The organism is Actinomadura citrea (assembly GCF_013409045.1).
GTDB classification, from domain to species: domain Bacteria; phylum Actinomycetota; class Actinomycetes; order Streptosporangiales; family Streptosporangiaceae; genus Spirillospora; species Spirillospora citrea.
In genome coordinates, this window is record NZ_JACCBT010000001.1 from 1263700 (window position 1) to 1286990 (window position 23291).

Consider the following 23291-nt stretch of genomic DNA (forward strand, 5'->3'; position numbering starts at 1 on the left):
TTGAGGTGAACCAGTCGACAGCCCTCCCGGTGCCGGCCCTGCGCACCCGCTACGCCTCCGACCTCGCCCTCGCCGCCTTCGCCCCCGCGAGCTGGGGCACCACCTACGTGGTCACCACCACCCTCCTGCCCGACGGCCGCCCCCTGCTCGCCGCCACCATGCGCGCCCTGCCCGCCGGACTGGTGCTGCTCGCCGCCACCCACCGCCTGCCGCGCGGCGACTGGTGGTGGAAGTCGATCGTGCTCGGCCTGCTGAACTTCGGCGCCTTCTTCCCGCTGATCTTCTTCGCCGCCTACCGCCTCCCCGGCGGCGTCGCCGCGACGATCGGCTCCGTCCAGCCCCTGGTCGTGGCGCTGCTGTCGATGGGCGTCCTGCGGATCCGCCCGGCCCGCGCCGTCCTGTACTCCGCCCTCGCCGGCACCGGCGGCGTCGCGCTGCTGACCCTCGGCGCCGACGCCCGGCTCGACCCCCTCGGCATCGGCGCCATGCTCACCGCGACGTCCCTCATGGCCACCGCGATCGTCCTGGCCAAGAAGTGGGGACGCCCCGAATCGCCCCTGGTCATGACCGGCTGGCAGCTCACCGTCGGCGGCCTCGTCCTCCTGCCGCTGACCCTGGCGCTCGAAGGCGCCCCGTCCTCGCTGACCGGCGAGAACCTCCTGGGCTTCGGCTACCTCGGGATCGTCGGCACCGCGATCGCCTACGCCCTCTGGTTCCGCGGCATCGACCGCCTCCCCCCGACCTCCGTCTCCCTCCTCGGCCTCACCAACCCGATGGTCGCCACCCTGGCGGGCCTGCTGATCCTCGGCCAGACCCTCACCCCATGGCAGGTCGTCGGCTTCACCATCGCCCTGGGCGCCCTCGTCGCGGGCCAGACCTTCAACCGGAGACCGCAGCCCGCCGCCTCCTGAGGAACGCCCGCTCGGCCCCGTCCTCCGTGCGCTTCAGGGCCTCGCCATAGGCCTCGGCCGCCTCCTCGCCCCGCCCCAACCGCCGCAGCAAGTCAGCACGCACCGCATGAAACAGGTAGTACCGGCCCAGCCGGAGCCCGTCGACCAACTCCAGCGCGGCCCCAGCCCCCTGAACCTCACCGACCACCACAGCCCGATTGAGCGCCACCACAGGACTCGGCGCCACGGCCATCAACTGGTCGTACAACTCGAGAACCTGATCCCACCGGGTGTCCTCGACGTTCGCCGCATCCCCGTGCACCGCGTTGATGGCCGCCTGGATCTGGTACGGCCCAGGCCGTCCGATCTGGAGGCACCGCCGCACCAGCGCCTGCCCCTCTTCCACGAGCTCCCGATCCCAGAGCCCGCGATCCTGCTCGGCCAGCAGCACCAGCTCCCCGTCCCGCCGCCGGGCGCCCCTGCGGGACTCGATGAGCAGCATCAACGCCAGCAACCCCAGCACCTCGGGCTCGTCCGGCATCAGCTCCCGCAGCACCCTCCCCAGCCGGACCGCCTCGGCCCCCAACTCCTCGCGCCCGCCGTACCCCTGGTTGAACACCAGATAGACGACCGCCAGCACGCCGGAGAGCCGTCCGGGCAGATCACCCTCGTCCGGCACCCGGTACGGGATCCCGGCGTCCCGGATCTTCGCCTTCGCCCGCACCAGCCGCTGCGCCATCGTGCTCTCCGGCACCAGGAAGGCCCGCGCGATCTCCGCCGTCGACAGCCCGCCCAGCAACCGGAGCGTCAGGGCGACCCGCGCCTCCATCCTCAACGCCGGATGGCAGCACGTGAAGATCAGCCGCAGCCGATCGTCCTCGACCACGGACGCCTCGACCGGATCCGCCGCGTCGAGCAGCACGGCCTGCGCGTGCTTCCCGGCCCGCGCGGCCTCCCGCCGCAACCGGTCGATCGCCTTGTGCCGCGCCGTCGTGATGATCCACCCCGCCGGGCTGGGCGGCGTCCCCTCGTCCGGCCACCGGCGCACCGCCTCGGCGAACGCCTCCTGCACCGCCTCCTCGGCGACGTCCACATCACCGAACACCCGGACCAGCACGGCCACCGCGCGCCCGTGCTCCTCCCGGAAGACCCGCTCGATCACCCCTCGCCCTGGAACGGCCGCACCTCGATCGGCAACCCGGTCACCTGCGTGAACCTGGCCGCCACCTTCAACGCCGCATCCAGGTCCCTCACCCTGATGATCGTGACGCCGCCGATGTGCTCCTTGCCCTCCGTCCACGGCCCGTCCGTCGCGATCACCTCGTCCCCCCGCATGGACACCACGGTGCTCGCCTCCGGCTGCTCCAGCCCCCGCCCGAACACCCAGCACTCCTGCAGCTCCAGATCCCGCCGGACCTCAGCGAGCCGAGCCATGATCGGCTCCAGCACCTCCGGCGGCGGCACCTCCCCCACCGGCTGGATGATGTTGAGCACGTAGGACTTCATCTCTCCTCCTCCACGACCACCAGCAGCACCCCTGCCCCTGTCCTTCCCCGCGATGGCCGACCGTGCCCACCTCCGACGCACCCCAGCGTCCCCCACCCCACACGAACGAGCCCCCCACACATCGACACCGACCCCAGAAAAACTCCCCGGATCCCCCCGAGCCCCCAAGTCGACTACGATGCGGGACGAGCCCGCCGGCGTAGCTCAATTGGCAGAGCATCTGTCTTGTAAACAGAAGGTTAGGGGTTCAAGTCCCCTCGCCGGCTCCCAGCTCAAAGCCCCCTTCCGGCTCTTGGAGGGGGGCTTTTGCTAACGGGTTTGCTAACAGGCGACTACGCCGCGCCGTCGATCCTGTCCGCGAAGATCGTGGCCGCTTCGGCGAGCTGCTCGTTGACGACGTGCGCGTAGACCCGAAGCGTGATGGCGGGGTCAGCGTGCCCGAGCCGAGCGGCGACGACGTGGACGGGAACGCCCGCCAGGAGCAGAGTCGTCGCGTGGACGTGGCGGAGGTCGTGAAGCCTTGCGTGCGGGAGAGGCGTAATGCCGTCCGCCGCGTTGTGCTCTTTGATCAGCGTGGCCATGAGGGACGAGACCGTGTCGGGGTGCACCGGCTCACCCCACCCCGTGGCGAACACGTGACCGTCCTCGGTGCCTTTCCAGAACTCGCCCGCCTTGAGCTTGTCGGCGAGCTGGCGCTTCCGATGGGCGTTGAGGACGCCGACCGTGCCGGGGTCGAGGCTTACGACGCGAGACCGGCCGCTCTTGGTCGTCCCCTCGATGCGCTCGCCGGCGACGAACCCCACCGAGCCCTTGATATGGATCGAGCCCCCGTCGAGGTCGACGTCCGGCCACCGCAGGTTGAGCAGCTCACCGCGCCGAGCACCGGTGTAGGCGGCCAGGTGGAAGAAGGCCGACAGCCGATGGCCCTCAACGGAGACGAGGAAGGTCCGGAGCTGCGCAGGCGTCCAGACCTTCCCCGGCTCACCGTGATGCAGCCGAGGGCGCTTCGCGCGCTCGGTGGGGTTGGACGCGATTAGCTCATCAACCCGGACAGCGTCACCGAACGCCTTCCGAAGCACCGAGTGCACGTGCGCGACCGTCCGAGGCGAGAGCCCCGCACCCTTTCGACCTCCCACGGTGACGAGGTCGCGGTAGAGCTTGGTGATCTGGCCGGGCCGGACGGCCTGGAGCCGCAAGCCGCCGATGTTGGGCCGGACGTGCCGGTCGATCAGATAGCGGTAGTTGGCCAGGGTCTTGGGCTTGATCTCGACCGCGTGAGCGTCGAGCCACTCGTCCAGGTACTCGCCCAAGGTGATGGCGTTGCGGTCGATGTACTCGCCCCGCCGTGCCCTCACACGCGCCTCGTCGCGCGCTTCCTTGGCGGCGTCTTCGGTCGGGAAGCCACCAACCCATTTGGGTTTCGAGATGCCGGTTTCGGGATCCGTGACGCGGATGACATAGGACCAGGTCTTGCCGCGCTTCATCACTCCGTCGCGGAGCTTGGACCTGCCGGGCCTGCGCGGCTCTTCGGGGTTGGCGAGAGCGGTCTTGGTCATCAGGCCGCCTCTTCCATCAGGGCGTTGACGTAGTCGTTCAGGGCGTTGAGCGGGATGCGCCGCGCACCGTCGATGCGGATGGAGCGAACGGCGCCGGAGGCCAGGAGTTCGTAGAGCTTGCTGCGGGAGATCGCCAGGGCTTTGGCCGCTTCGGGGACGGTCAGCAGGAGCTTGGGCACGCGAAACTCCGTTCATCGGTGGTGAGGGCCGGCATGGGCTTGCCGGTGAGTGCGGCGGTGAGGAGCGCTTCGCCGGGGGTCATACCTTGGCCGAGGTAGCGCCAGTGAGCGACGACCAGGACCTGGTCGTCGTCGAAGGGGATGCGGCCGGTGGTGGGTTCGTCGTGTTGGTGCTGGTTGTGCTGGATGCGGGCTTGGCGGAGTGCGCCGAGGGTGGTGGAGTAGCGGCGGGATTTGGTGGAGAAGTGGCCGCGGAAGCCGAGCATGTGAGCCCACTCGGCCAGCCGCAGCCCCGCGAACTCCTCCAGCGCTCCCAGGCGGAGACACTCGGCGATGAGTCGCCGGGCGTGGCCGCTGACGGGTAGGTCGGTGAGTTCGTCGGTGGGGCGTATGCGGCGGTCGAGGGTGCCGACGCATTCGGCGGCTTTGGTGGCGTACTTGGCGATGTAGCCCGCCACGGCGGTATCGGTGAGTTCCCCCGTGGTGGTGATCGGCCGGACGTCGACCTGTGAGCCCCACGCATGCGTCAGGGCCGGGACGTCACCGGCCGCTGGACTCGACACCGTCACCGCTCCAACCGAGTGATCCACGGCCGCTTTGAGGAGGTCGAGGGTTGCCCAGGCGGGCGGTTGGGCGTCAGGGCCGCCGGGACCGTCCAGCCGAATCACGGCGTGGAAGTGGACCAGGCCGCGCCGCTGGTATTCGGCGACTTTGGCGAACGAGACCGTGAGCACGTCCCGCAGGTCGGAGACTCGGAGGCCTGCCGACCGGGCGACGTACCGCCGGAAGGCCAGAGCGAACCGGCGCCACAGCTCAGGAGCGTGCGCGTTCCACAACACCGCGCCCGCGTAGTCGAAGCAGTCCGGGCAGATCGGTTGCCCGAGGCGCGGGTCATCGTCGCCGTGTCGGATGGTGCAGGAGACGGGCCGCCCGTGCGGACACGTGCCGCCGTCGCGCCGGGGGCGGCAGGCGACCACACCGCCGGCTTTGCCGGTGCGGCGGGAGTGGACGGGCCCGAATGAGGGTGCGGTGAGGGTGACGAACGCCGCCGGGTGAGTGCTGACGGTGTCGGGGACGCCCTTGCCGCCGACCAGTCCCGCGCGGACGAGTTGGTAGGTGTCGGCGCGGTAGGTCTCGGCGCACGCCGGGCACCGGGACGCGCGCCGGGTTTTGCACGCCACCCGGAGTGTTCCGCCGGGTTCTTGGGCGGTGGAGTAGTGGCGGAGGATCTCGGCGGTTTGGGGGTCGAGGTGGGTGACGCGGCCGCGGAGGTGGACGGGTTGGGCGCAGCCGCCGGTGGAGTGCGCGCGGCGTGCCCAGGCGCGGAAGTCGGCGCGGTTGTACCGGGCGGCCATGTCACGCGCGGCCACACCGTTAATGAGCGGAGCCGGGGCGAGATCGGGCACGATGAACGGGTCTCCTGCCTGTCTGTGGGATGGGCGGGTGATGGGCCCGGTGTGGCCGCACTTGCTTGCCGGCGACGGCGGCCACGCCGGGGACTACAAGGCCGACACCAGTAGCGAGAGCGCGTCGGCGAGCAGGGCCAGGCCCTCGAAGACAGCGCGGATGGCCTGCGCGGCGGATCCGGGGTGCCGGAGGGCGAACAGGCCCAAGACCAGCCAGAAGCAGGCGAAGGCGCAGCGGCGCAGGAACATCGGGTGCCCTTCTGTCAGGTGTGGCCGTGGCCGTTGCAGTCGGGGCAGGTGGACCCGTCGGAGGCGACCCCGCCCCCGCCGCAGGTCCCGCACACCCAGCCCACGACCGACCGGGCGAGCGGGCTGTAGGGTGCCGGGTGCTGGTCGGCGGTCATCAGGCCGCCCGTCCCTCGTCGCCGTCCTGTTCGGGGTCGAGGCGGATGTTGTGGCGGTAGCTGGTGTAGGCGTCGTATTCGTCGTGCCGCCGCTGGGGGACGTGGACGATGCCGTAGGTGATGCGGCCGAAAGTCCTTTCGGCGCTGTAGTGGCCGCCTTCAGAGCGGTTGTCGGTGACTTCGGCGCTGAGCAGCGCGGCGACCTGGTCGACCATGGCGACCGCCGCGGCCTCGTCTTTGGAGCGGGTGTAGACGTTGTACTCCCTGCCGTACTCGTTGACCGGGACGGCGGGGTTGGCCTCCAGGAAGTCGGCCAGGGCGCGCAGGCCGGTGATGGTCTGGTGGCGGGCGAACAGGTCACCGGGAACGAGCAGGGAAGTCTGGCCGGTCAGTTCGGTGGACGAGGTCATGGCGGGTTCCTCCAGTGCTCAGGAGACGGATGCGGTTGCGTGGGGCTGGTCGGTGCGGAGCTGGCGGAGCAGGTCTGAGGCGAGTTGGTTGGAGACGCCGAGCCGGGCGCGCAGCGCGTCACGAGTGATCGGCCGCCCGTGGCGGTCTTCGTGTTCGGTGGCGACGCGGCGCGCGAAGTCGACCAGGGGAGCCGCCGGAGCGGGAGCAGGTGAGGGCACCGCGGTTTCTTCGGCGGCCGGGGCCGGGGCCGGGGTCGGGACGGGGACGGGGACGGGGACGGGGATGAAGGTCTGGCCGTCCTGCTCGTCGCGGTCACGGTCGCGGGGTTCGTCCTGGGCAGCGGGGACGGCAGCAGCGGCGACGGTGGGGTGTTCGTCCTCCCACACCACCCTCGGGGACGACGCCGAGGACGAGCCGGACGGGGACGCGGACGAGACGACCGGGGCGGGGCCGGGACGGCCAAAGGACTCGGGGACGGGCGAGGTGTGCGCCGCCGCCGGGGTGCTGGCCTTTCGGCGCTCCAGCATGGAGACCGCGACCAGGAACGCGCCCGCAGGAGTCCCTGCGGTAATCCAGCCCCAGACCGAGGGATCGGCCTGCGCGAGGTTGGCGGCCAGCGACAGCAGGATCCCGCCGACCAGGACCACGGTCGGCCACGTCAGCCGCCCGGTGTCTCGGCCGGTGTTCTTGTCCCTCTGGCGTTCTGCGGCGGCCATGACGCAGGTCAGGTCGATGCAGACCGCGATGGCCCAGGCCATCCACCCGCGCTGCCCGTGCTCGGTCGCGGTGTCGCGGATGTGAGTGAACGACCCGGCCGCCGCAATCGTGGCCAGGACGACGACCGGTGCGGAGTCGACCACCGCCCCGGCAAGCCTCCGCATCACGCCGCCCGCCGGTTGGTGACGAGCGCGAGCAGGGCGACCAGTTCGGCATCACAGATGTGCGCGGCGGCCCAGGCGTCGACCTCGCCGGGCCGGGACGAGGTAAACGACTCGGTGCAGGAGCCACAGACCGCGACGTCCACGCTCCGCAGCTCGTCCCACACAACGCGCACCGGCCGGCGGCTCGACGAGGACGAGACGGCGGACGGCCGGGACGATGCCGGGGCCGAGGCGGACAGGACGGGGACGGGCCGAGGACGAACGGAGAGGACGCGGGTAGCCACGAGAGCCTCCAGGACCGGATTCGGACATGGGTCGGGTAGGGACGTGGCGTGATCAGGGCTCACGCCGAGCGGAGAAGATGAGGGGAGGTGTCTAGGCAGCGGGGCGGACGGCCGGGGCGGAGCCGACGAGGGTCTCCCAGTCCGGGGTCAGGTGCGTGTAGTCGCGTGCGGCCTGTTCGGCCTCGTGTTCGGGGACGTAGACCGAGCGGGCTCGGTGCCATGAGCCGTCTTGTCCGGCGACGATGCACACGCCCGGGGTCTCGGCCGGGATGGCGCGGGCGGCGTCCAGGGCGGCGGGGTCGAGGTCGCCGAGCGCCATGTTTGCCGTCTCCGGGTCGTTGACCCGGTGGCACACCCGCCCCGACAACTGGGCCCGCAGCGCGGTCACGCCAGGTCCCAGGTCGGAGCCGACGCGTTGCCCGCACACGACCAGGTAGACCGCGAACGCCCGCCCGAGCTGTGCCACCCGCAGGAGCGCGGTAGCAGTCTTGGCCACCTCGTCCTTCTCGCTCTTGTCGGCCATGAGGAACAGTTCGGCGACCTCGTCCACCAGGACCACGATGGGCATCGGCCGCAGACCCTCCGGCAGCGTCCACACGTTGCGCGCACCAAAGGCGCGGCAGGTGGCCATGCGGTCCTCGACCTCGACCACGAGGTCGACCAGCAGGTCGACCGACTCTTTGCGGGTGGTCGCCAAGGCCGAGAGTCGAGGCGCGTAAGGGGTGAACTCGACGCCGCCCTTGAGGTCGAAGCCGACCAGGGCGACCGGTTGCGGAGCCAGGCCCTTGAGCAGGGCGTTGGCCAGGTTGGACTTACCGGACTGAGTTGCGCCGACGTTGAGCCAGTGCGGCACCGTCCGGAAGTCGATCACCCAGTCCCGGCCGTTCTCCAGCTTCCCGGGACGCACCGTCAGCAGCTCACCGGTTTCCGGCACGGTCGCCACCTCGACCAGAGGGTCACGCATCGTGGCCCACAGCGTCACCGAGCCCGGCCGCACGTCGACCACCCGGACCGAGTGGACGCGCCAGGCGTGCGCGATCCCCTCCGCGGCTTTCTCGTAGTCGGCGGGGACCTGCCCGTCGTGCAGCCGCAGCCGCATCCGCCACCCCAGCCGGGTAGGCCGCAGCAGCCCGAGGCGGGGCGAGCGCTCGACGTCGACCCGCCGCACCCGCCGCTTGTGCTCGACCACCGTCGCCGCCGAGCGCGAAGCGAGCCCCACCACGGGGATAGCGTCCAGGGTGAGCCGGAACCGCCGCCGGTTGCGGGTCAGCTTGCACCCGGACGCGACGTGATGCCACGTCAGGTACACCAGCACCGCCCGGAGCGGGAAGCCCACGCCGTACCAGAACGACACCGGGTGGAACCGGCGCCAGGCCCAGAGCCCGGCCGCCGCAGCGGCCAGGACCCCGAGCACCAGGACGAAGTCAGTCATGACGGCGACCCCGTTCAGGCCACGCCCGCCGGAGCCGACCCCGAGGAGACGGGGACGACGCGGGTAGCGCGGAAGGCGACGCCCCACCGCTTCTCGCCGCCGAGAACCGCCTCCCAGGGGAAGGCGACCAGCCCGACCGGCGTGACGACCTCCCCGATCGTGACCGACTGGTCGCCGGTCACCGCGACGTTGAGCAGGTCGACCCGCCCCATGGCGTCGGCGGCAGACAGGCCGACCGTGAACACCGTCTGTCCGTCGCGGTCCACCTTGACCTCGCCGGTTTCCTGGTTGAGCACCTTGGGACGCGGCGCGGACACGCACACGAAGGTGAGGGTGGAGACGTCGACAGGAATGTTGCGCATGCTGAGTACACCTCTCGTCTGCCTGCTGAACAGGCGTTACGGACCGAAGGGAGCACACGCCATCAGGACGAACGAGGTAGCATCGAAGCGCCAACTAGGGTGCTAACCGCATCCGGGCCTGGGCGGGTCTCCCGCTCAGGCCACTTTCATTAGTGGCCTGTTTCGCCGTCCAAGAGCGGCCTTTCCGCCCCTGAAACGCGAAGAGCGTTCGTGTTGGGCCTTCACCTCCATCAGGAGTGCTTCAGCGTCAACACGAACGCTACCCGGTACTCAGAGTTTCTACTAGTACTTAGAGTACTAGAAGACGTACTTTTCCTACGCGCCCACCCTCTCGGCGAGTTCTCGCAGGTCAGAAGAGGGCGGATCCTGCATGGTCAGTAGATCGGACACGACCTGGCGCACGACCCGATGGTTCCGTACCTGCTCCGGCGTGATCGACTCCGCCTCCAGCAGCGCCGCAACAGCCCCATCGACCTGCCGCCGCTGGGCGTGCGCACGCGCGAGGTCGACTTGCAGCCTTGCCCGGCGCTCGCGAGACAACGTCGAGGTATCGACTTCGCTCCCGGCCCGAAGGGCGTGGCCGGCGTCTCCCAGCTCTACCGCCACGGTGACCTCATGCAGGACAACGTTCGCCGGGCCGAACTCGGTGTTGTAGTCGTTGCGACCGCCTCCGAGACGTTCGGCGACCTCACGAGCCCTCGCTAGATGCGCATATGCCACGTCAGCCTGATTGAGTCGCGCCGCGGCCATAGCCCGCTGCAACGTCAGCCCACCCCATAGGGACATGGCCTCCGGCTTGCCCTGGTCGACTAGGAACCACAATGCGTCAGTAGCCGTCCGGGCGTTCTCCTCGGCCTGGTCGAAGTGCCGCGCTCCCAGGAAGACGAACCCGAGCCGGAAGGAGCCGGCGGCCATCATCAGCGGATCACCCGCACGCTCGGCCGCAACGATGGCGCGGTCAGCGGCAATCCACGAGGCTTCTGGTTCGTTGAGCTTGGACAGGGCAGCCGAGCAGGCTTGATAGGTCGCCGCCAGTAGGTTGAACAGCTCTGCCCGCCGCTCCTCCGACGCCGACCGCACCGCGGTTTCCAGGGCAGGCACCAGGCCCCGGAGCAGGTCAGCCAGCTCTACATAGTGGCTTTCATGCGCCAGTTCCCAAGCCCGATCCACCCGCGGCTTGATCTCCGCCGTCGGCGGGACGGGAGCCGAGTGCAGCATGGCCCGAAGCGAGTGAGCACCCGACAACACCAGGCGCAGCCCGGCCGACCCCGGCATTTCCTCGCTTGACGCGGCGACAACCGGAGCTTCGGCCGCCAACTCCGAGAGCGGAAGCTCCAGCACCTCGGCGACCTTCTCCAAGACCGACATGCGGTCGACCTTGCGCACGCCGCGCTCCACCTGGGAGACCCAGGCTACGGACCGATCGATCAGCCGCGCCAGCTCAGGCTGAGACAGCCCTCGCCGCTTGCGCTCCTGAGCGATCCGTCGTCCGAGCGCCCTTTGATACTCAGTGCTCACCCTGTCGTTCCCTTGCCTACCTGTAGGCCCAACCAGTCGACCTCCACCGAGGCGAGCAGGTCATCACGGGCACCGAGGAACCGCCGGACGTGGTCCTGCTCCTCGTGCGCGTCGAAGGCCGCCCGGTCCCGGTACAGCTCATAGAAGATCCTTTGCAGCGGCTGGCCGTCGACCTTGTGCACCGCGTAGATCAGCGTGCCCGGCTCTTCCGTCTCGATCTTGCCGATCGTCTCGGAGACCAGCTGATCGAACCTACCGGCGCTCTCTTCGTCCTTGCAGGTGAACCGGACCATCAAGCCGAACATCGGCACCCTCCTTCATCGCCTCTACGAGATCAGTACTTATTGTGCGGCGCAAGTACGCGAAGTGACTTGTACTTGAAGTACTGTACCCATACTTTGAATACCAATCCAGGTTGATGGGGCTCTGACCAGCAAGATCACCGCGATGAGCTGGCCGATCGACCTCGCAGAAGACCGTCCGAAGGAACCCTTATGCCCGTTCCCCCAGACGCCCCGACGCCGGACGCAACAGACACCCACCCACGTCCACCAGGCGGCAACCCACGCGAATGGCGAGACGCAGCGCTCGCCTTGATAGCCGCCCTGGATCAGCGCGGCTTAACAGCCAAGCCATGGGGACACGGCGCGGTGATGGCCGTGAACCTGGCAGGGGAGCCGGCACCCGACAACGCCCTGGGCCAGGCGCTGAGCCCCGGCCTACGCCAAGAGGTCAGATGCCGCCCGCACACTCCCGACCGCGAGCTGTGGTGGCACTGGGTCTGGTCCGGCCCGACCCGCGGCTCCGAGCCGGAGCTTGAACCGCTGTGCCCGCTGTGGGAGACGGAGCTGGCCGCCGACCGCATCGGACGCGTCCTCGCCCTCACCAAGGAGAGCGACGCATGATCGACGAATCCGCCGTGACCCTGCGGCTATGGGGACGCCGAGCCCGCCGTTTCATCCGCTGGTTCGCCACCAGAGACCGCCAGGACCGCAAGGCCATGTGGCACCTAGACCGCCTCGCCGAAGCACTCGCCGCTCAGGGATGGCGCACAAACCGCCGCTTCCACGTCTCCCCGGCAACGCTTCGCGTCGGCCCGACCAAGCACGCGCCGGCCACCGAGGAACTCAGCGCCACCCACTTCGGACGATGGGTCTACCTCACCCGCAGCAGCGCCCAACCCATCCCATGTGCCGACCTGGACCAGGCGGTCACCGAGGTCGAGCGCATCCTTCGGAGCCAGCTCCACGGGCCGAGCCCCCGAAAGGCCCGACGGCATGAGCGGCAACGCTGAGACCAAGCGGGCCGCCCGCGTCCTCACAGAGATGTTCCCCGGGGTCCAAGCCTGGTACGGCGAGGCGACGGGGGAGTGGTGGGCGATGATCTCGCTACCGACCGGGGACCGCCTACTGTCGGCCCCCGACGTTCACCAACTGCGCGAGCAGATCACCCTCACGAGAGCGTGGCCATGGCATCAGAGGTGAACACCCCCGACCACTCTCCACACCACCCAGGCATCACCACGAGATGCCCGACAACCTGTCTCGGTGTCCACACAGTCGGCGACCTGGTCACGCTCCTCAGCGCAGTCGCCCGCACGGCTCTGCCAGCCAACACCGAGCCCGACGACAAGCAGCACGACGGGCACACGGAGACCTGCCCCCTGTCCTGCCTTCACCTTTCCGTCAGAGTCGCCAACGCCCTGAAGTACGCCGACACCCCACCGCGGACCATCGGCGCCCTACTCCGCATGATCCGAACCGACCAACTGACCGAGGTCCGCAACATCGGCCGCCGCAGCCTCACGGAAGTCCACCAGGCCCTCACCGCCGCAGGCTTCGACGTCCGCCACACCAACCTGATCTAGATCCGCTCCCGGCCCCTGAGTTGCCATCACAAGGTCCCTGACCAGGCAACCCAGAGGCCGAAGCATGTCCAGAAACCAAGATCACCAGAGGCCCCGGCCCGCCGGATGAGAACTTTCTCTACGTCTTCAAGGGCGCCCGCTCCGCGGTCGCCGCCGGTCGGTCCGGGCCGGGCATGCGGCCTCTCCGGGCCGGTCCCGCCCCGGCCCGCCCAGCTGATCGCGGCGAAAACCGGTGCGAGGGAATCCTTGATCGCTTCCGTCTACTCTGGAAGCAAGCCCTGAAATTGGTCAAGAGAAAGATTCGGCGCCGCCCTAAGTATACTGATCACTTGGAGAGGCGTGTCGCCAGATTTGACAGGAAGTTTCGTCCTGGTTCTACGCGACACAATCTTTCCATTGACGAAATCAAGCACCCTGATGCCTTGCTTCAGGCGGGCACCAGAGAACTGACTCAGGTCGAGCATGAAAGCTTCGGATCGGTGTCCTGCGGCGTGATCATCAGACACACTTCCGTCAATAAGGTGTATCAGGCGGAGGTCGAGAAGGTCCGTCAACACATTATAGAGAAGCGGACTGTTCTCCTTCTCCCTATAGCTCACGAGGAAATAGGTGTGCTCCGTCTCTTCAAGGCAGAACTTTCTCACGCGCTTCAGCGCTTCAAGAGTGACGGCAGCTACCGCAACGTCAGAAGCGGTGTCCTCCTCTAGCTCCTGCACCTTGACCTGTGCAGCATCGCCAGCGGCCTGGTTCACATCCTGAACGCCGACCAGCTTGGCATTTGAGCGCCGCTGTGCTTTGACGATCGCGCTTTTGGCTAGAAGCAAATAGTCGCGAGGAACTGCACCTGAGGCCAACACAAGTCTATCTAGTGCTACCCCGTGAAAGATCTTTGTAAGTGCCGGTATGTTCACCCGCTTGGCATACTGTGTGAGAATGCTTTCCAGAAAGCGCTTGGCTTCGCCTGGGTCTTGCAGGGTTACATCCAAGTCCAGGATGTCAGCATCGTGCATAGTCTGGAGCCCGAGCGGAGGAGAGGACTGGAACCATCTCGTTAGGTGACGTATGGAAGCCACCTTAAGCCAGGCGTCACAATCACGGACACATCCATGAAGGCGGTCGAGAATCTGAGGCTGTGAGCCCCGTGGGAGATAGTAGAAGTCATCTATAAAGATGAATACGCGGATATTGTTAGCCTCATGAAAGCGCTTTAGTGCTCGCTGTACCCTCGGGATGAGTCTTATGGCTCGCTCGTCTGGGGCGTTGATCTCCGCAAGAAGCCCACGAATTTCGTCATACAGCTCCGAGGCCATCACCGAAACTGAAGCATCTGGCCTAATCTGCTGTTGCCTGGCCACGACGTTGCTAATAACTTCTTCTAGGATGTAGAGAAAGACGCGGCTAGGGTTCTCTTGACGTAGCGTCTGCATATTGACCCAACAAGACAATGATGTCTGTGGATCAAGACTCTGCTTGGCCTCAACGAGTAGGGCTGATTTTCCGGCACCGCGGCGGCCAAAAATCAAGTGATGGCGGGGAGCTGTCACGGCCGGTAGATTGACGCTCCTGTCCTTGATGTAAGAAAGACTTGGTTGTGCCTCCGAAACTCGGGCACGGGCAGTAACGAGCCGTGTTAGGTTTGTGGCCCGCTCATCCTGAACCCCATGTGTCAGCGGGGGAACCTTTTCCTCTATAAGTTGAGGAGAAGCCTTTCTGACAATCACAAACGCTTTCGCTTCGGGTGTAGATATCTCCTCATCGAGTTGATTGCCAACTGCTGCACCAGCAGGCAAATCATTCGCGTCAACGAAGACGATGTAATTGATCTCCTCAGGGTATGCTCGGACGGAAATGTCTACAACGTCGATGCTGGCGCGCTGCTTAAATGCTTGCGTGATAAACTCTTGAGGATTGTTTGCAGGTTTCATACGTAACCACAGCCCTTCTGCTTCAGATACTGGACTACAAGTGCAAGCAAATCTGGAGCTTTTGCACTAAGGTCCAACGCCGTTGGTTTCCACGATTGAAGATCCGAAGGGTAAGGGTCATAATCTGCTTCATTTCTGTGTCCTCTGGCATCCTTCAAAGCGTTCTGCCATAGCGCCCCATTCATAAAATCATCTGGCAACTTTGTAGGCAAGGTAGAATGTGCTTCGTGGTCATCTCCTCCATGCGTAAAGTAGACCAATGTGCGAGCAGAGTGATACATTGAATAGTAGTATCTGCTCACGGCGCTTCGGAATTGCGGAGGTCTAGTGTTGACCATTTTGTCGCCAGTTACTATAAACTCCCTCGCTAGCCGCAGGCGATCAGCGCATACCTGTTGCTGTAGTTCGTGAAAAGGCTGGCCGGTTTGCGTGCTTATATGCACGCCCTCCGCATAATAGCGAAGGGTCTTTTTGTCGGCCTTGCTGACCCTAAGCAGTGCCTTCTCTCTGAGCGCGACAGTAGCCGCACTCGCCTGCTGCCTCAGGTTCGCCACCCTCTGAGGATAGCTTCTGCCCTAGAAGTAGGCGGGTTGATCCAACTGCTTGGCAGAGATCTTCCTCGCGTTGTCAATGAGCCCGAAGGCTGGACGTGCTCGAAGCGGGGTCCTCGCGGCCCCCAGCCCCCCGCGGGCCGGAGGGCACGCCCGCGCGAAGCGGTCTGTCATACCGTCTCGCCGTTCGCGCGGGCGCACCCTCCGGGACGGGTGGAGGAGCGGGAGGTCGCAGCGCAGACCGGGGGACCTGTGGGGGGTCCTGATCTTGCTGCGGATCAGAGGGCGCACTGTAGAGAGCCCGAGACATATACAGGACGTCAGCGGCAGCCGTTAGGTTCGTCAAGCCTTCCTCCGTCCGGCCTCTGCCAGCAGACCACTTCAAGGATCGGCGTGGCAGAGGCCACCTCTGGCCCCTTCACCACCACAAGTCTCCTAGTACCTCGGAGAGAATGACATCATGGATCTCTCTACCGCACTCGCCGCCTACGATCGAGTGGCACTCAATCTTGATAAATTGGATCGAATCTGGCAACGGATGCAGGCGCTGCTCCCTGATGGCCCATTCATTGGCGCCGGCACTGATGAAGACGTCATCTACAGCCAGCTTGCAGAGTCTTGGAACTTGATCGCTGCCAGCTTGCCAGCAATTGAGGGATGGCGCCTTAAAGCGGAGATCATCAGCTATGCAGACATCGGTCAGAGCCGTATCGACTACCTGATGATTAGTGAACAGGAGGGTCTAGCTGCATTCGAAGCCAACGTAGGGGCACCAGGCACCGAAGCGATGAGGTATCGCCAGAAGCTCACTCGTGCTCGCCAACTCCTTGTCCGTCGACGCGGTGCCGAGCTTGTCAGTACCATCGACGAACTTTTGGCAAAAGTACCCATTCAGGGCGACCTAGCCGAAGCGGAGGCTAGTTCTCTCCTCAGCGCTATAGGTGAGGCTGTCAACGAGATAGAGAGGTTGCTTGGAGAAGGCCTTACCGGAGGCCCGCGCCACAGTGACCTTCACCGGCATTTGCATTTCGGTGAACCCCACGATCTCCGTGACATCGCCTCGATGGACTGGCCAGCGTTTCGTCCGCATGTCGAGCTTGCCCTCTACGGTGACGAAGATCCGGTACCCATCGAGGTGGTGGACCTTTCCTCGCTAGCGACCGCGACTGTCTCACCAGTGTCATCGGCGGTTCGCTGGGACCGGATCGACGCGGATGGTTTCGAGCGCCTTCTGGCGCGACTCCTGGAACAGTCCGGATCGTATGTTCGTATTACACGCTTGATGCATGTCAATGCGGCCGACGCGGGACGGGACATTGAGGCATACCGTCGTGTAAACGACGGGCTGGCAGCGGAAAGACTTGAGCGCGTCATCGTCCAGGCCAAGCACTGGCCCACTCGCGGAGTTAATGTTACGGAAATTTCGGACCTGGTGAACGCCAAACTGCCCCTTTGGGAGGGCGAGCCCATTCGAGGACTCATCGTTGCCACAACCGGCTCCTTTACTCAAGAGGCGGTCCGTTGGGTAGATGATCACAACCGTGCGGCCAAAAGACCGAATATAGATCTCTGGTCCTCTAGCGAGTTGGAAGCACTACTTCGCAAATGGCCGGCAATCTTGGCCGAGTTCGGACTTATCGGCTGAAGCAACGCACCGACTTTGATCCCAAGTTAGTGGCCCTAGGTCAGGGACCCGAACGGTTGCTGAACAGCAGTGGAGTGCCGCAACAGTGGCTCACCGGCGCTAACGGGGGTGTACGTCGGCGCACGGTGGAGCTGGGTGGAAGATCTTACTCACCTCCCTACTCTGTCATGTAGGCAGTGATGGCGACCCGTCGTTTGGTTCGAGGTGACAGTCAAGGCCGGAACCGGTCGCGGCGCTTGGCCGAGCGACGGCACTCGCGCAGGCGCATGGCCACTCATACTCCCGCCGTGCACGGTGGATTCTGCACTCCGCGGCGACTGGGCCATGCCTCAAGGCTCGGATCGGCTCTTGCCGAATGCGTGCCGAGGTTGGTGCTCGGGAGCGAGAAGCGGCAGGTCAGGTGCGTTCGGCGGTGGGACTGTGAATCCGCTGGCGTGGGGTCGGGTTGAACTTGACGTGACCGCGTGGCTTCCGGTGTCCGGGCCGTGGCCGGCCCTGTTCCGGGTCCCCCTGCCTGCGGATGACCGGCGCACTGTGGGGCCGACTGCTAAAGCTGGTGCTAACGGCGGGGCTGGACACGCCTGGACAGGGGTGGTGGACCCCAGGGGCGTGGGTGATCAATGTCCAGCAGGTCAGCGGACGAGGCTGGACGGGTGTGGATCTTGTTCGTGAGACTCGTAATGAACAGGCCGTGAGGCACGGGCATGCTTTCTCAACCTGGAGGAACCGCCTGTTGCGCTGCCGCCGCGTCCCTAAGGTTGAACTATGGGCGAGGATGGCATGACACCGGGGCATCGGCCGGCCAAGAAGGCGCACGAGGCGTTAGGGTTGTGGTCGATCCGCCGGGCGTTGACGTTCGCGTTCACGGCGGCCGTGATACTTCTGGTCGCCGCTTGGTTCTTCATTTCCTGGCTGCTGGGCTCACCATCGCACGCCAAACCCAAGCCGTTGGACACCGGCGCACAACTGGAGCTGCTCAAGCTGGTATTCGCTCTGGTCGCCGGGGTCGGTGCCCTAGTCGCGTTGATCACCGCGTACCGTCGTCAACGCGTCGACGAGGCCGCTGGCGAACGTGCTGAACGCATCCAGTCCCATGCCGAGTACGACGCCACCGAACGGCGGGTCACCGACCTGTATGCCCAAGCCGTCGAGCAGCTCGGCCACGACAAAGCCGCCGTACGGCTCGGTGGCCTGTACTCGCTGGAACGCCTCGCGCACGACCACCCCCAACACCGCCAGACCGTCACCGATGTCGTCTGCGCCTATCTGCGCATGCCCTTCCAACTTCCCCCACCACTGACGAGCCAGGGAGAGGAACCCGAGCCCGGCACGCCCTTAGACCCCGCTAGCTACGTTGCTCGACAAGAACTCCAAGTTCGCCTTGCCGCTCAGCGGCTTCTCCAGCGTCACCTGACCACTACTCCACCCGGCCAGGCCCACCCCGCTACCTACTGGGACGGCATGATTGTGGATCTCACGGGCGCCCACCTGGTCGATTTCGATTTCAGTCACTGCCGACCGATACAAGCCACCTTCACCGACGCCCAGTTCGGCGGAGATGCCAAGTTCGACCGGGCTCAGTTCAGTGGAAACCTCGATTCCGGCTGGAACGCCAAGTTCGACGGGGCCCACTTCAGCAGAGATGCCCACTTCACCGGGGTTCAGTTCGACAGAGCCTCTACATTCAGCCTAGCCCGGTTCGACGGGCACGCCTGGTTCGTCGGGGTCCAATTTGGTATTGACATCGAGGTCGGATGGGACGCCAGGTTCGACGGTGCCCAATTTGACGGAGACGCTGATTTCGCCGGAGCGCACTTCAGTGAGAATGCCGAGTTCGAAAGGGCTAAGTTCAGTGGCGACGCCAAGTTTGACGGGGACGTGGTTGGCGGAACTCAGTTCAGCGGCGACGCCAAGTTCGACGGTGCGCAATTCGACGGATACACCTCGTTCAGGGAAGCGCAGTTCCATAGGGGGGCCAGGTTCAGCGAAGTGCGGTTCGCGCGCGAACCTGATTTTGCGGATGCCGTGGTTAGCCATCCGGACGGCGACCACGTGTGGCCAGGTCCGTGGCACACGACGCCTGATTCTTCCGGGGCAGCCCGACTCGTTCGCCGAGGCTGACGTGACCATGCTGGCGCGCCCCAACCGAACGCCCCACGGAAGTCTGCCGGGCGCAGCCTGCTCGACTGCCCCGGGGCGTTTCAATCACTCTGCATGGTGTGCCACGGGTCCCAGGCACACTCAGACAGCCTGGCTTAGTGCCGGCTACCAGGCCCGACCCAACCTGACCGCACAGCGTGTCGCCTTCCTCCAGACTGCCGGGAGTTGACGGCAACGGTGACAGCGTAATGGCACGAAGGTTGCCGAGCGTAGGAGAGCATGCGTCGGTTGGGCGAGCGTGAAGCGGGGTCTCGCGACCCCCAGCCCCCCGCGGGCCGGAGGCCACGCCCGCGCGAAGCGGTCTGTCACAGCGTCTCGTCGTTCGCGCGGACGCACCCTCCGGGACGGGCGTGGGTGCTAACGGCGGTGCTAACAACGGGGTCGGATGATCTTGGACGGGTGTGGACGTTCGGGAGGTTGCGGCGCTGGTCAGCGGGCACGTGGAGACATGCCTGGACATCGCTGATCTCGCTTGTAAACAGAAGGTTAGGGGTTCAAGTCCCCTCGCCGGCTCCCAGCTCAGAGGCCCCCTGCGACGATCGCAAGGGGCCTCTCGCATCACCGTGGGAGCCACGGGAATCAACCGCCGAACAAAGCGCCGCTCATGGCCCCGGCCGCTGCGCGCTTGTCGTCCACGATCAGGTGACCGTAGGTGTCCTTTGCGATGGCGATGCCTGCATGCTCGAGGAGCTCTGGCCACGTGCAGCGGCGTCCCTTGGGCCAGGATCAGCGGTCGTCGACCTCGGCCGCGGCCCGCTGGGCGGCCTCCAGCAGGCGGCCTCCCTCTGCCGTGATCTGCAGTGTCGAGGGCGAACCCGCGCGGGCGTTGCCGTCGCGCACCAGGCCCGCGGCGGCGAGCGCCTTCACCGCTCCGTGCGCGCTCTGCACGGTGATCCCCGACATGCGCGCCAGATCACTGAACGACGCCCCCGGCACGACGCCGATGTGGGCGAGCAGCCCGAGCCTGCTGACCGTGAGGTCCAGCGGCGCCAGAAGGGCGTTGAGTTCGGTCTCGATTCGACGTGCCAGTGACAGCAGGAAGATGGAGGTGCTCGTCACTGGCGGGCTGGGGCGGCCGTCGTCGGTGGTCACCGTCCCAGTGTCCCTCATGGCGAGGTCCCGCGATTGGACCGGTCGGCGGCACGGGTGGCTGGAGCGGGGGAGTGTCCAGATGGAGGACGCTGGAAAGGTGCCTGTCACCGTCTGACCCTGATTGTTGGGGATGGCGAGGGTCAGAATCCCCTAGTGCGCTTATGGCATCGCTATGTGATGGCCTGCGGCCGCTCTGACGGAGTTTGTACGCCGCCAAGTCGGGGCCCGTGGGGGAAGTGCAAGGGCCGCCTGCGGTGCGGTTAGCGGCTTGTCGCACGTGCGCCGAGTGCCTCGCGATTTAATGTCGGACGATTGAGGCCTTTTGGTCCGTCCGTTAAGTGGGTGGACGCGTTGCTCGCCCCGGTGACCGGCGTGAGGTTACCGCTTCCTGGTTGTTGCTGAAGCTTGCCACAGCATCACCGCAGGTCGTTTGCCTGCGTGCTGCATGTCCTGAAGCCGCGTCTTCGACGCGGGCGGTCTCCCGAGACTACGCCACTGCACGAATTGGTGGTCACGTCGTCCGTCCGCGTTGCAGGGTGTCGCCCCTGGGCTGAAGGGCTTTCACTTTCAGTCTCCGAACCCGGCATTGATTGATGTATCCGGGGCTTCGGTGGCTCTCCTTCCGCGACGGCTTGCCGGGGCTCTTGCGTCCGATGCGGAGTGGCGGACGGTTTTCACCAGTGGCGAGAAAAGTAGGGACGCCACGTAGCAAACAAAAACCGGGAGTACCCCATGAAATCGGCATGCGGAAACTCGCGCCGAGAAGACCTCCCTCTCTACGAGGGAGGAGACGTACGTTCCGTCCTCCGGACAAAGGAGGCACGGGACGGTTGGGACGCTCTTATGGAGTGCCCCGAGCGTGCCGTCGTGCTGTGGGACCTCAACGGAGCGACTCTGGAGCTCGCCCCGTCCGGAGGAACACCGCAGCTCGACCTCGACGTTCGTCGGGAGCTCCCCCGATTGGGGGAACGGTACGCCGTCAATGGGATCTTGACGGGATGGGCGTACAACCAGGTCAGCGAGATCGGCCTGGCTGTCCCCGGCTGTCATGTGTGGGGGCAACTCGCCTGCGAGCACTGGGACTGCGAGACGCAGACCCGCCGCGAGCTGGTGGAGCCCTCGTCCGGGCTGAGCACGGCCCACGAAAAACTGCACGAGGTGGTGAAGGACCTCCGTCTGGACACCGAGTGCATCTACGCCAAGTCTCACTCGCTCGCGTTCCTCTACCCGGGGAACACCGACCAGACGGTGGTCGAGCGACTGGTCAGCGAACTCGGGGACATCGCCGAGGCCGCTGGGGACCTGACGCTGCTGCAGGACCGCGGCTTCGTCAAGCTCGCACCCGCGGGCCTCGACAAGAAGGTCGCGCTCCAGCGGATCCTCAAGGAATGTGTTCCGTTCGAGCCCTCCGTCATCATGGATGTGGGGGATATGCCCGACATGGTGATCATGGAGGAGCTCGACCGGACGCGCCGCGAGGAGGGCATCCCGACCCTCAAGGTAGGTGTTCGCAACCTGCAGGACGGGGTCGACCTGGTCCTCCCCGGCCCGCCGCGGGGCGTTCTTCCGTTCATGCGAGCGCTGAGGGACGCACCCACCCGATAGCGCCGGCTCGGTAGTCGACTGACTTCGAGGCCGTCGCGGTTCACCTGTGGCCCCCGGATCCCCTGGGGCCGCCCCTCCGGTGGCCCTCGGACATCCGAGGCCACCCGACCTGTGGCCCCCGGACATCCGGGGGCCACTTCTAGCGAGGCGTCCCGTCGACTCGGCCGGCGTCCGTCCCGGCTGTGGTCAGGCGGCTTTGCCGCGGGCGATGTAGAGGTTCATGGCGGTGAAGTCGAGGGTGACGTTGTACGGCTTGTAGAAGCAGTGGGCGAAGTGGCCGATCGCGTCGAATCCCGGCCCGAAGGGCCAGGGCACGTTGACCGGCATGTTCGGGTCCGACTCGCAGTAGACGTCGTTGGCGGCGGCGTCGCCGAGGCGGACCTCCTTCGGGTAGCAGGGGTAGGTGACGGTCGGGTGGCTGTGTCCGAAGGTCTCGATCGGACGGTCGCCGTCGGTGCGGATCCCCAGTTGCTTGGCCGTTTCGCCGGACATGCCCGCGAGGATCTCGCCGACTCCGCCGAGGTTCACGCCCACCACACCTGTTCCGGCGCCGGCGTCGCCGGTGAAGGTGCCCCTGCTGTGGCACATGTGCTCCCGGGCCAGCCACAGCGGCAGGGGCTTGGCGCCCGCCCGTCTGGCGTCGGCGCGTACCTTCCCGGCCGCCTCGGAAGTCGGGCGGCGCAGGATCAGCGCCCCGCTCGCGTAGTCGAAGGTGGTCAGCAGGTGGTAGAAGACCCACGTGCCGATGAGGCCGTCGTTGGTCCTGACGGGCGCGTCGTCGGGTGACTCCGGCTCCGACCAGTTCACGGGGATGTTGCGCAGTTCTATGTCGCCCAGCTTGAAGGACTCCAGCACCCCGTAGTACGACCACATGATGTGGCCTTCGAAGTCGCTCCTCACCTTGTGCACGGGCCGCAGACCCGCCTCCCTGGCCACCTCGGCGGACATGCCCAGCCACCCGGCGCCGGTGTAGAAGCTGAAGAGCTTCGGGGGCCCGCCGTTGACCGAGACCTCGATCTGCGGCTCCGGGTCCACCTGCTGCCAGGGCACCCGCGCGACGTCGCCGTGGATCTCGTACGCGTCGCCGCCGACCGCCGCGAACCATTTGGCGTAGGCGTCCTCGCCGGCCGCCTCCCAGCGCGGTGCGGAGAGGGCGAACTTGTCCTGCCTGATGTAGCAGTCGCCCAGGAGCGTGTTGGTCTCCTTGTCGTCGGGCGCCAGCTTGAGAGCCATCGTTAGGTAGTTCTCCGCCTCGGGGAACCTGTTGCTCAGTAGCCCCACGTAGCCGCGCCGGCGGGCCGCGTGCAGGTTCGCGGGGTCTTTCTTCAGGATCTCCTCGTACGCGCGGCCGGCCTGCTCGAACTTCCCCGCCTTGAACAACGCGTCGGCGTCCCCGACGGCGTCCGCCCTGGCCGTTCCGCCCAGCAGCGGCGCCGCCGCGGCGGCACCGGCCACCACGGCCGCGCCCCGCAACAGCGAGCGCCGATCCCATGTCCCGTCGTCAGGCAAGTTTTCCCCTCTTCCGTGATCACGTTCCGAGCCGGGGCGGCATGCCCGGCACGGACCGTTGTGGTCCTTGCTCTCACTGAAGACGGACGGGGGTTGCGGTGGCGTATG

Annotated in this window: 26 protein-coding genes and 1 tRNA gene; 9 read left to right on the forward strand and 18 right to left on the reverse strand. The window is 66.4% G+C overall.

Going from position 1 to position 23291, the window contains the following annotated elements; genetic code table 11:
- The first annotated feature begins 5 nt into the window (after positions 1-5).
- Positions 6-911: an EamA family transporter gene (locus tag BJ999_RS06225; RefSeq protein WP_179832397.1), complete on the forward strand. Its 906-nt coding sequence runs from the start codon at positions 6-8 to the stop codon at positions 909-911.
- Here the strand turns inward: BJ999_RS06225 and BJ999_RS06230 are convergent.
- A complete protein-coding gene (locus BJ999_RS06230) occupies positions 880-2052 on the reverse strand; it encodes an RNA polymerase sigma factor (RefSeq protein WP_179832398.1) in 1173 nt (390 codons plus the stop codon). The two genes, BJ999_RS06225 and BJ999_RS06230, sit on opposite strands and share 32 nt — an antisense overlap.
- Positions 2049-2396, reverse strand: a complete 348-nt coding sequence (locus BJ999_RS41780; RefSeq protein WP_179832399.1) for a YciI family protein — start codon at positions 2394-2396, stop codon at positions 2049-2051. Before BJ999_RS41780 ends, BJ999_RS06230 begins: the two co-directional genes overlap by 4 nt.
- A 193-nt stretch (positions 2397-2589) precedes the next feature.
- Here BJ999_RS41780 and BJ999_RS06240 point away from each other — a divergent pair.
- Positions 2590-2662, forward strand: a tRNA-Thr gene (locus BJ999_RS06240).
- Between the two features lie 66 nt (positions 2663-2728).
- Here BJ999_RS06240 and BJ999_RS06245 read toward each other — a convergent pair.
- From BJ999_RS06245 to BJ999_RS06300, 12 genes are all read right to left on the reverse strand, one after another.
- Complete coding sequence (locus BJ999_RS06245; protein ID WP_179832400.1) at positions 2729-3880, reverse strand: tyrosine-type recombinase/integrase; 1152 nt, start codon at positions 3878-3880, stop codon at positions 2729-2731.
- Between the two features lie 71 nt (positions 3881-3951).
- A complete protein-coding gene (locus tag BJ999_RS06250) occupies positions 3952-4131 on the reverse strand; it encodes a helix-turn-helix domain-containing protein (RefSeq protein ID WP_179832401.1) in 180 nt (59 codons plus the stop codon).
- On the reverse strand, positions 4113-5486 hold the full coding sequence (locus BJ999_RS06255; protein WP_179838355.1) for a replication initiator: 1374 nt from the start codon (positions 5484-5486) through the stop codon (positions 4113-4115). Before BJ999_RS06255 ends, BJ999_RS06250 begins: the two co-directional genes overlap by 19 nt.
- Positions 5487-5630: 144 nt before the next feature.
- On the reverse strand, positions 5631-5786 hold the full coding sequence (locus BJ999_RS06260) for a hypothetical protein (protein WP_179832402.1): 156 nt from the start codon (positions 5784-5786) through the stop codon (positions 5631-5633).
- Positions 5787-5800: 14 nt separating this feature from the next.
- Entirely contained in the window at positions 5801-5941 is a 141-nt protein-coding gene (locus BJ999_RS06265) for a hypothetical protein (RefSeq protein ID WP_179832403.1), read from the reverse strand.
- Positions 5941-6351 carry a hypothetical protein gene (locus BJ999_RS06270; protein ID WP_179832404.1) on the reverse strand — a complete coding sequence of 137 codons (411 nt, stop codon included), beginning with the start codon at positions 6349-6351 and terminating at the stop codon, positions 5941-5943. Before BJ999_RS06270 ends, BJ999_RS06265 begins: the two co-directional genes overlap by 1 nt.
- A gap of 18 nt (positions 6352-6369) precedes the next feature.
- Entirely contained in the window at positions 6370-7233 is an 864-nt protein-coding gene (locus tag BJ999_RS06275; RefSeq protein WP_179832405.1) for a DUF2637 domain-containing protein, read from the reverse strand.
- A complete protein-coding gene (locus BJ999_RS06280) occupies positions 7233-7517 on the reverse strand; it encodes a hypothetical protein (RefSeq protein WP_179832406.1) in 285 nt (94 codons plus the stop codon). Before BJ999_RS06280 ends, BJ999_RS06275 begins: the two co-directional genes overlap by 1 nt.
- Before the next feature lie 91 nt (positions 7518-7608).
- Positions 7609-8949: an FtsK/SpoIIIE domain-containing protein gene (locus tag BJ999_RS06285; protein WP_179832407.1), complete on the reverse strand. Its 1341-nt coding sequence runs from the start codon at positions 8947-8949 to the stop codon at positions 7609-7611.
- 14 nt (positions 8950-8963) lie between these two features.
- Positions 8964-9311: an SCO3933 family regulatory protein gene (locus BJ999_RS06290; RefSeq protein ID WP_179832408.1), complete on the reverse strand. Its 348-nt coding sequence runs from the start codon at positions 9309-9311 to the stop codon at positions 8964-8966.
- Positions 9312-9626: 315 nt separating this feature from the next.
- On the reverse strand, positions 9627-10829 hold the full coding sequence (locus BJ999_RS06295) for a helix-turn-helix domain-containing protein (protein ID WP_179832409.1): 1203 nt from the start codon (positions 10827-10829) through the stop codon (positions 9627-9629).
- Positions 10826-11134 (reverse strand): putative quinol monooxygenase, encoded by a 309-nt coding sequence (locus tag BJ999_RS06300; protein WP_179832410.1) that lies wholly within the window; start codon positions 11132-11134, stop codon positions 10826-10828. Before BJ999_RS06300 ends, BJ999_RS06295 begins: the two co-directional genes overlap by 4 nt.
- Positions 11135-11488: 354 nt before the next feature.
- Here BJ999_RS06300 and BJ999_RS06305 point away from each other — a divergent pair, with 354 nt between their 5' ends.
- From BJ999_RS06305 to BJ999_RS06320, 4 genes are read left to right on the forward strand one after another with little or no spacing between them, the layout of a single operon-like run.
- A complete protein-coding gene (locus BJ999_RS06305; protein WP_179832411.1) occupies positions 11489-11734 on the forward strand; it encodes a hypothetical protein in 246 nt (81 codons plus the stop codon).
- The gene (locus tag BJ999_RS06310; protein WP_179832412.1) at positions 11731-12123 is read left to right on the forward strand and encodes a hypothetical protein; all 393 of its coding nucleotides are present in this window, start codon (positions 11731-11733) and stop codon (positions 12121-12123) included. Before BJ999_RS06305 ends, BJ999_RS06310 begins: the two co-directional genes overlap by 4 nt.
- A complete protein-coding gene (locus tag BJ999_RS06315; protein WP_179831318.1) occupies positions 12107-12313 on the forward strand; it encodes a hypothetical protein in 207 nt (68 codons plus the stop codon). The genes BJ999_RS06310 and BJ999_RS06315 overlap by 17 nt, the downstream gene beginning before the upstream one ends.
- On the forward strand, positions 12298-12696 hold the full coding sequence (locus tag BJ999_RS06320) for a DNA-directed RNA polymerase subunit alpha C-terminal domain-containing protein (protein ID WP_179832413.1): 399 nt from the start codon (positions 12298-12300) through the stop codon (positions 12694-12696). Before BJ999_RS06315 ends, BJ999_RS06320 begins: the two co-directional genes overlap by 16 nt.
- Positions 12697-12956: 260 nt before the next feature.
- On the opposite strand, the gene BJ999_RS06325 is transcribed toward BJ999_RS06320, so the two are convergent.
- On the reverse strand, positions 12957-14621 hold the full coding sequence (locus BJ999_RS06325) for a P-loop NTPase family protein (protein ID WP_179832414.1): 1665 nt from the start codon (positions 14619-14621) through the stop codon (positions 12957-12959).
- Positions 14618-15175, reverse strand: coding sequence for a hypothetical protein (locus BJ999_RS06330; protein ID WP_179832415.1), 558 nt, complete (start codon positions 15173-15175; stop codon positions 14618-14620). The genes BJ999_RS06325 and BJ999_RS06330 overlap by 4 nt, the downstream gene beginning before the upstream one ends.
- A gap of 457 nt (positions 15176-15632) precedes the next feature.
- Between BJ999_RS06330 and BJ999_RS06335 the strand changes: the two genes are divergently transcribed.
- Together BJ999_RS06335 and BJ999_RS06340 are read left to right on the forward strand one after the other, a co-directional pair.
- Positions 15633-16817 carry a restriction endonuclease gene (locus tag BJ999_RS06335; protein WP_179832416.1) on the forward strand — a complete coding sequence of 395 codons (1185 nt, stop codon included), beginning with the start codon at positions 15633-15635 and terminating at the stop codon, positions 16815-16817.
- A 765-nt stretch (positions 16818-17582) separates the two neighbouring features.
- Entirely contained in the window at positions 17583-18938 is a 1356-nt protein-coding gene (locus BJ999_RS06340; protein ID WP_179832417.1) for a pentapeptide repeat-containing protein, read from the forward strand.
- Positions 18939-19703: 765 nt separating this feature from the next.
- Here BJ999_RS06340 and BJ999_RS06345 read toward each other — a convergent pair.
- Complete coding sequence (locus tag BJ999_RS06345) at positions 19704-20069, reverse strand: MarR family winged helix-turn-helix transcriptional regulator (RefSeq protein WP_179832418.1); 366 nt, start codon at positions 20067-20069, stop codon at positions 19704-19706.
- 990 nt (positions 20070-21059) lie between these two features.
- On the opposite strand from BJ999_RS06345, the gene BJ999_RS06350 reads away from it, so the two are divergent.
- Positions 21060-21674, forward strand: coding sequence for a hypothetical protein (locus BJ999_RS06350; RefSeq protein WP_179832419.1), 615 nt, complete (start codon positions 21060-21062; stop codon positions 21672-21674).
- A 186-nt stretch (positions 21675-21860) separates the two neighbouring features.
- Here the strand turns inward: BJ999_RS06350 and BJ999_RS06355 are convergent, their stop codons facing one another.
- A complete protein-coding gene (locus BJ999_RS06355) occupies positions 21861-23183 on the reverse strand; it encodes a tetratricopeptide repeat protein (protein ID WP_179832420.1) in 1323 nt (440 codons plus the stop codon).
- Positions 23184-23291: the final 108 nt, after the last annotated feature.

What these genes read in the sequence shown, in the direction of transcription:
- BJ999_RS06260 (WP_179832402.1), bottom strand. Translation starts at nt 5,786, where the DNA reads ATGTTCCTGCGCCGCTGCGCCTTCGCCTGCTTCTGGCTGGTCTTGGGC.
- BJ999_RS06335 (WP_179832416.1), top strand. Translation starts at nt 15,633, where the DNA reads ATGGATCTCTCTACCGCACTCGCCGCCTACGATCGAGTGGCACTCAAT.
- BJ999_RS06285 (WP_179832407.1), bottom strand. Translation starts at nt 8,949, where the DNA reads ATGACTGACTTCGTCCTGGTGCTCGGGGTCCTGGCCGCTGCGGCGGCC.
- BJ999_RS06290 (WP_179832408.1), bottom strand. Translation starts at nt 9,311, where the DNA reads ATGCGCAACATTCCTGTCGACGTCTCCACCCTCACCTTCGTGTGCGTG.
- BJ999_RS06270 (WP_179832404.1), bottom strand. Translation starts at nt 6,351, where the DNA reads ATGACCTCGTCCACCGAACTGACCGGCCAGACTTCCCTGCTCGTTCCC.
- BJ999_RS06320 (WP_179832413.1), top strand. Translation starts at nt 12,298, where the DNA reads ATGGCATCAGAGGTGAACACCCCCGACCACTCTCCACACCACCCAGGC.
- BJ999_RS41780 (WP_179832399.1), bottom strand. Translation starts at nt 2,396, where the DNA reads ATGAAGTCCTACGTGCTCAACATCATCCAGCCGGTGGGGGAGGTGCCG.
- BJ999_RS06325 (WP_179832414.1), bottom strand. Translation starts at nt 14,621, where the DNA reads ATGAAACCTGCAAACAATCCTCAAGAGTTTATCACGCAAGCATTTAAG.
- BJ999_RS06255 (WP_179838355.1), bottom strand. Translation starts at nt 5,486, where the DNA reads ATGGCCGCCCGGTACAACCGCGCCGACTTCCGCGCCTGGGCACGCCGC.
- BJ999_RS06310 (WP_179832412.1), top strand. Translation starts at nt 11,731, where the DNA reads ATGATCGACGAATCCGCCGTGACCCTGCGGCTATGGGGACGCCGAGCC.
- BJ999_RS06245 (WP_179832400.1), bottom strand. Translation starts at nt 3,880, where the DNA reads ATGAAGCGCGGCAAGACCTGGTCCTATGTCATCCGCGTCACGGATCCC.
- BJ999_RS06315 (WP_179831318.1), top strand. Translation starts at nt 12,107, where the DNA reads ATGAGCGGCAACGCTGAGACCAAGCGGGCCGCCCGCGTCCTCACAGAG.
- BJ999_RS06265 (WP_179832403.1), bottom strand. Translation starts at nt 5,941, where the DNA reads ATGACCGCCGACCAGCACCCGGCACCCTACAGCCCGCTCGCCCGGTCG.
- BJ999_RS06275 (WP_179832405.1), bottom strand. Translation starts at nt 7,233, where the DNA reads ATGCGGAGGCTTGCCGGGGCGGTGGTCGACTCCGCACCGGTCGTCGTC.
- BJ999_RS06300 (WP_179832410.1), bottom strand. Translation starts at nt 11,134, where the DNA reads ATGTTCGGCTTGATGGTCCGGTTCACCTGCAAGGACGAAGAGAGCGCC.
- BJ999_RS06340 (WP_179832417.1), top strand. Translation starts at nt 17,583, where the DNA reads ATGGGCGAGGATGGCATGACACCGGGGCATCGGCCGGCCAAGAAGGCG.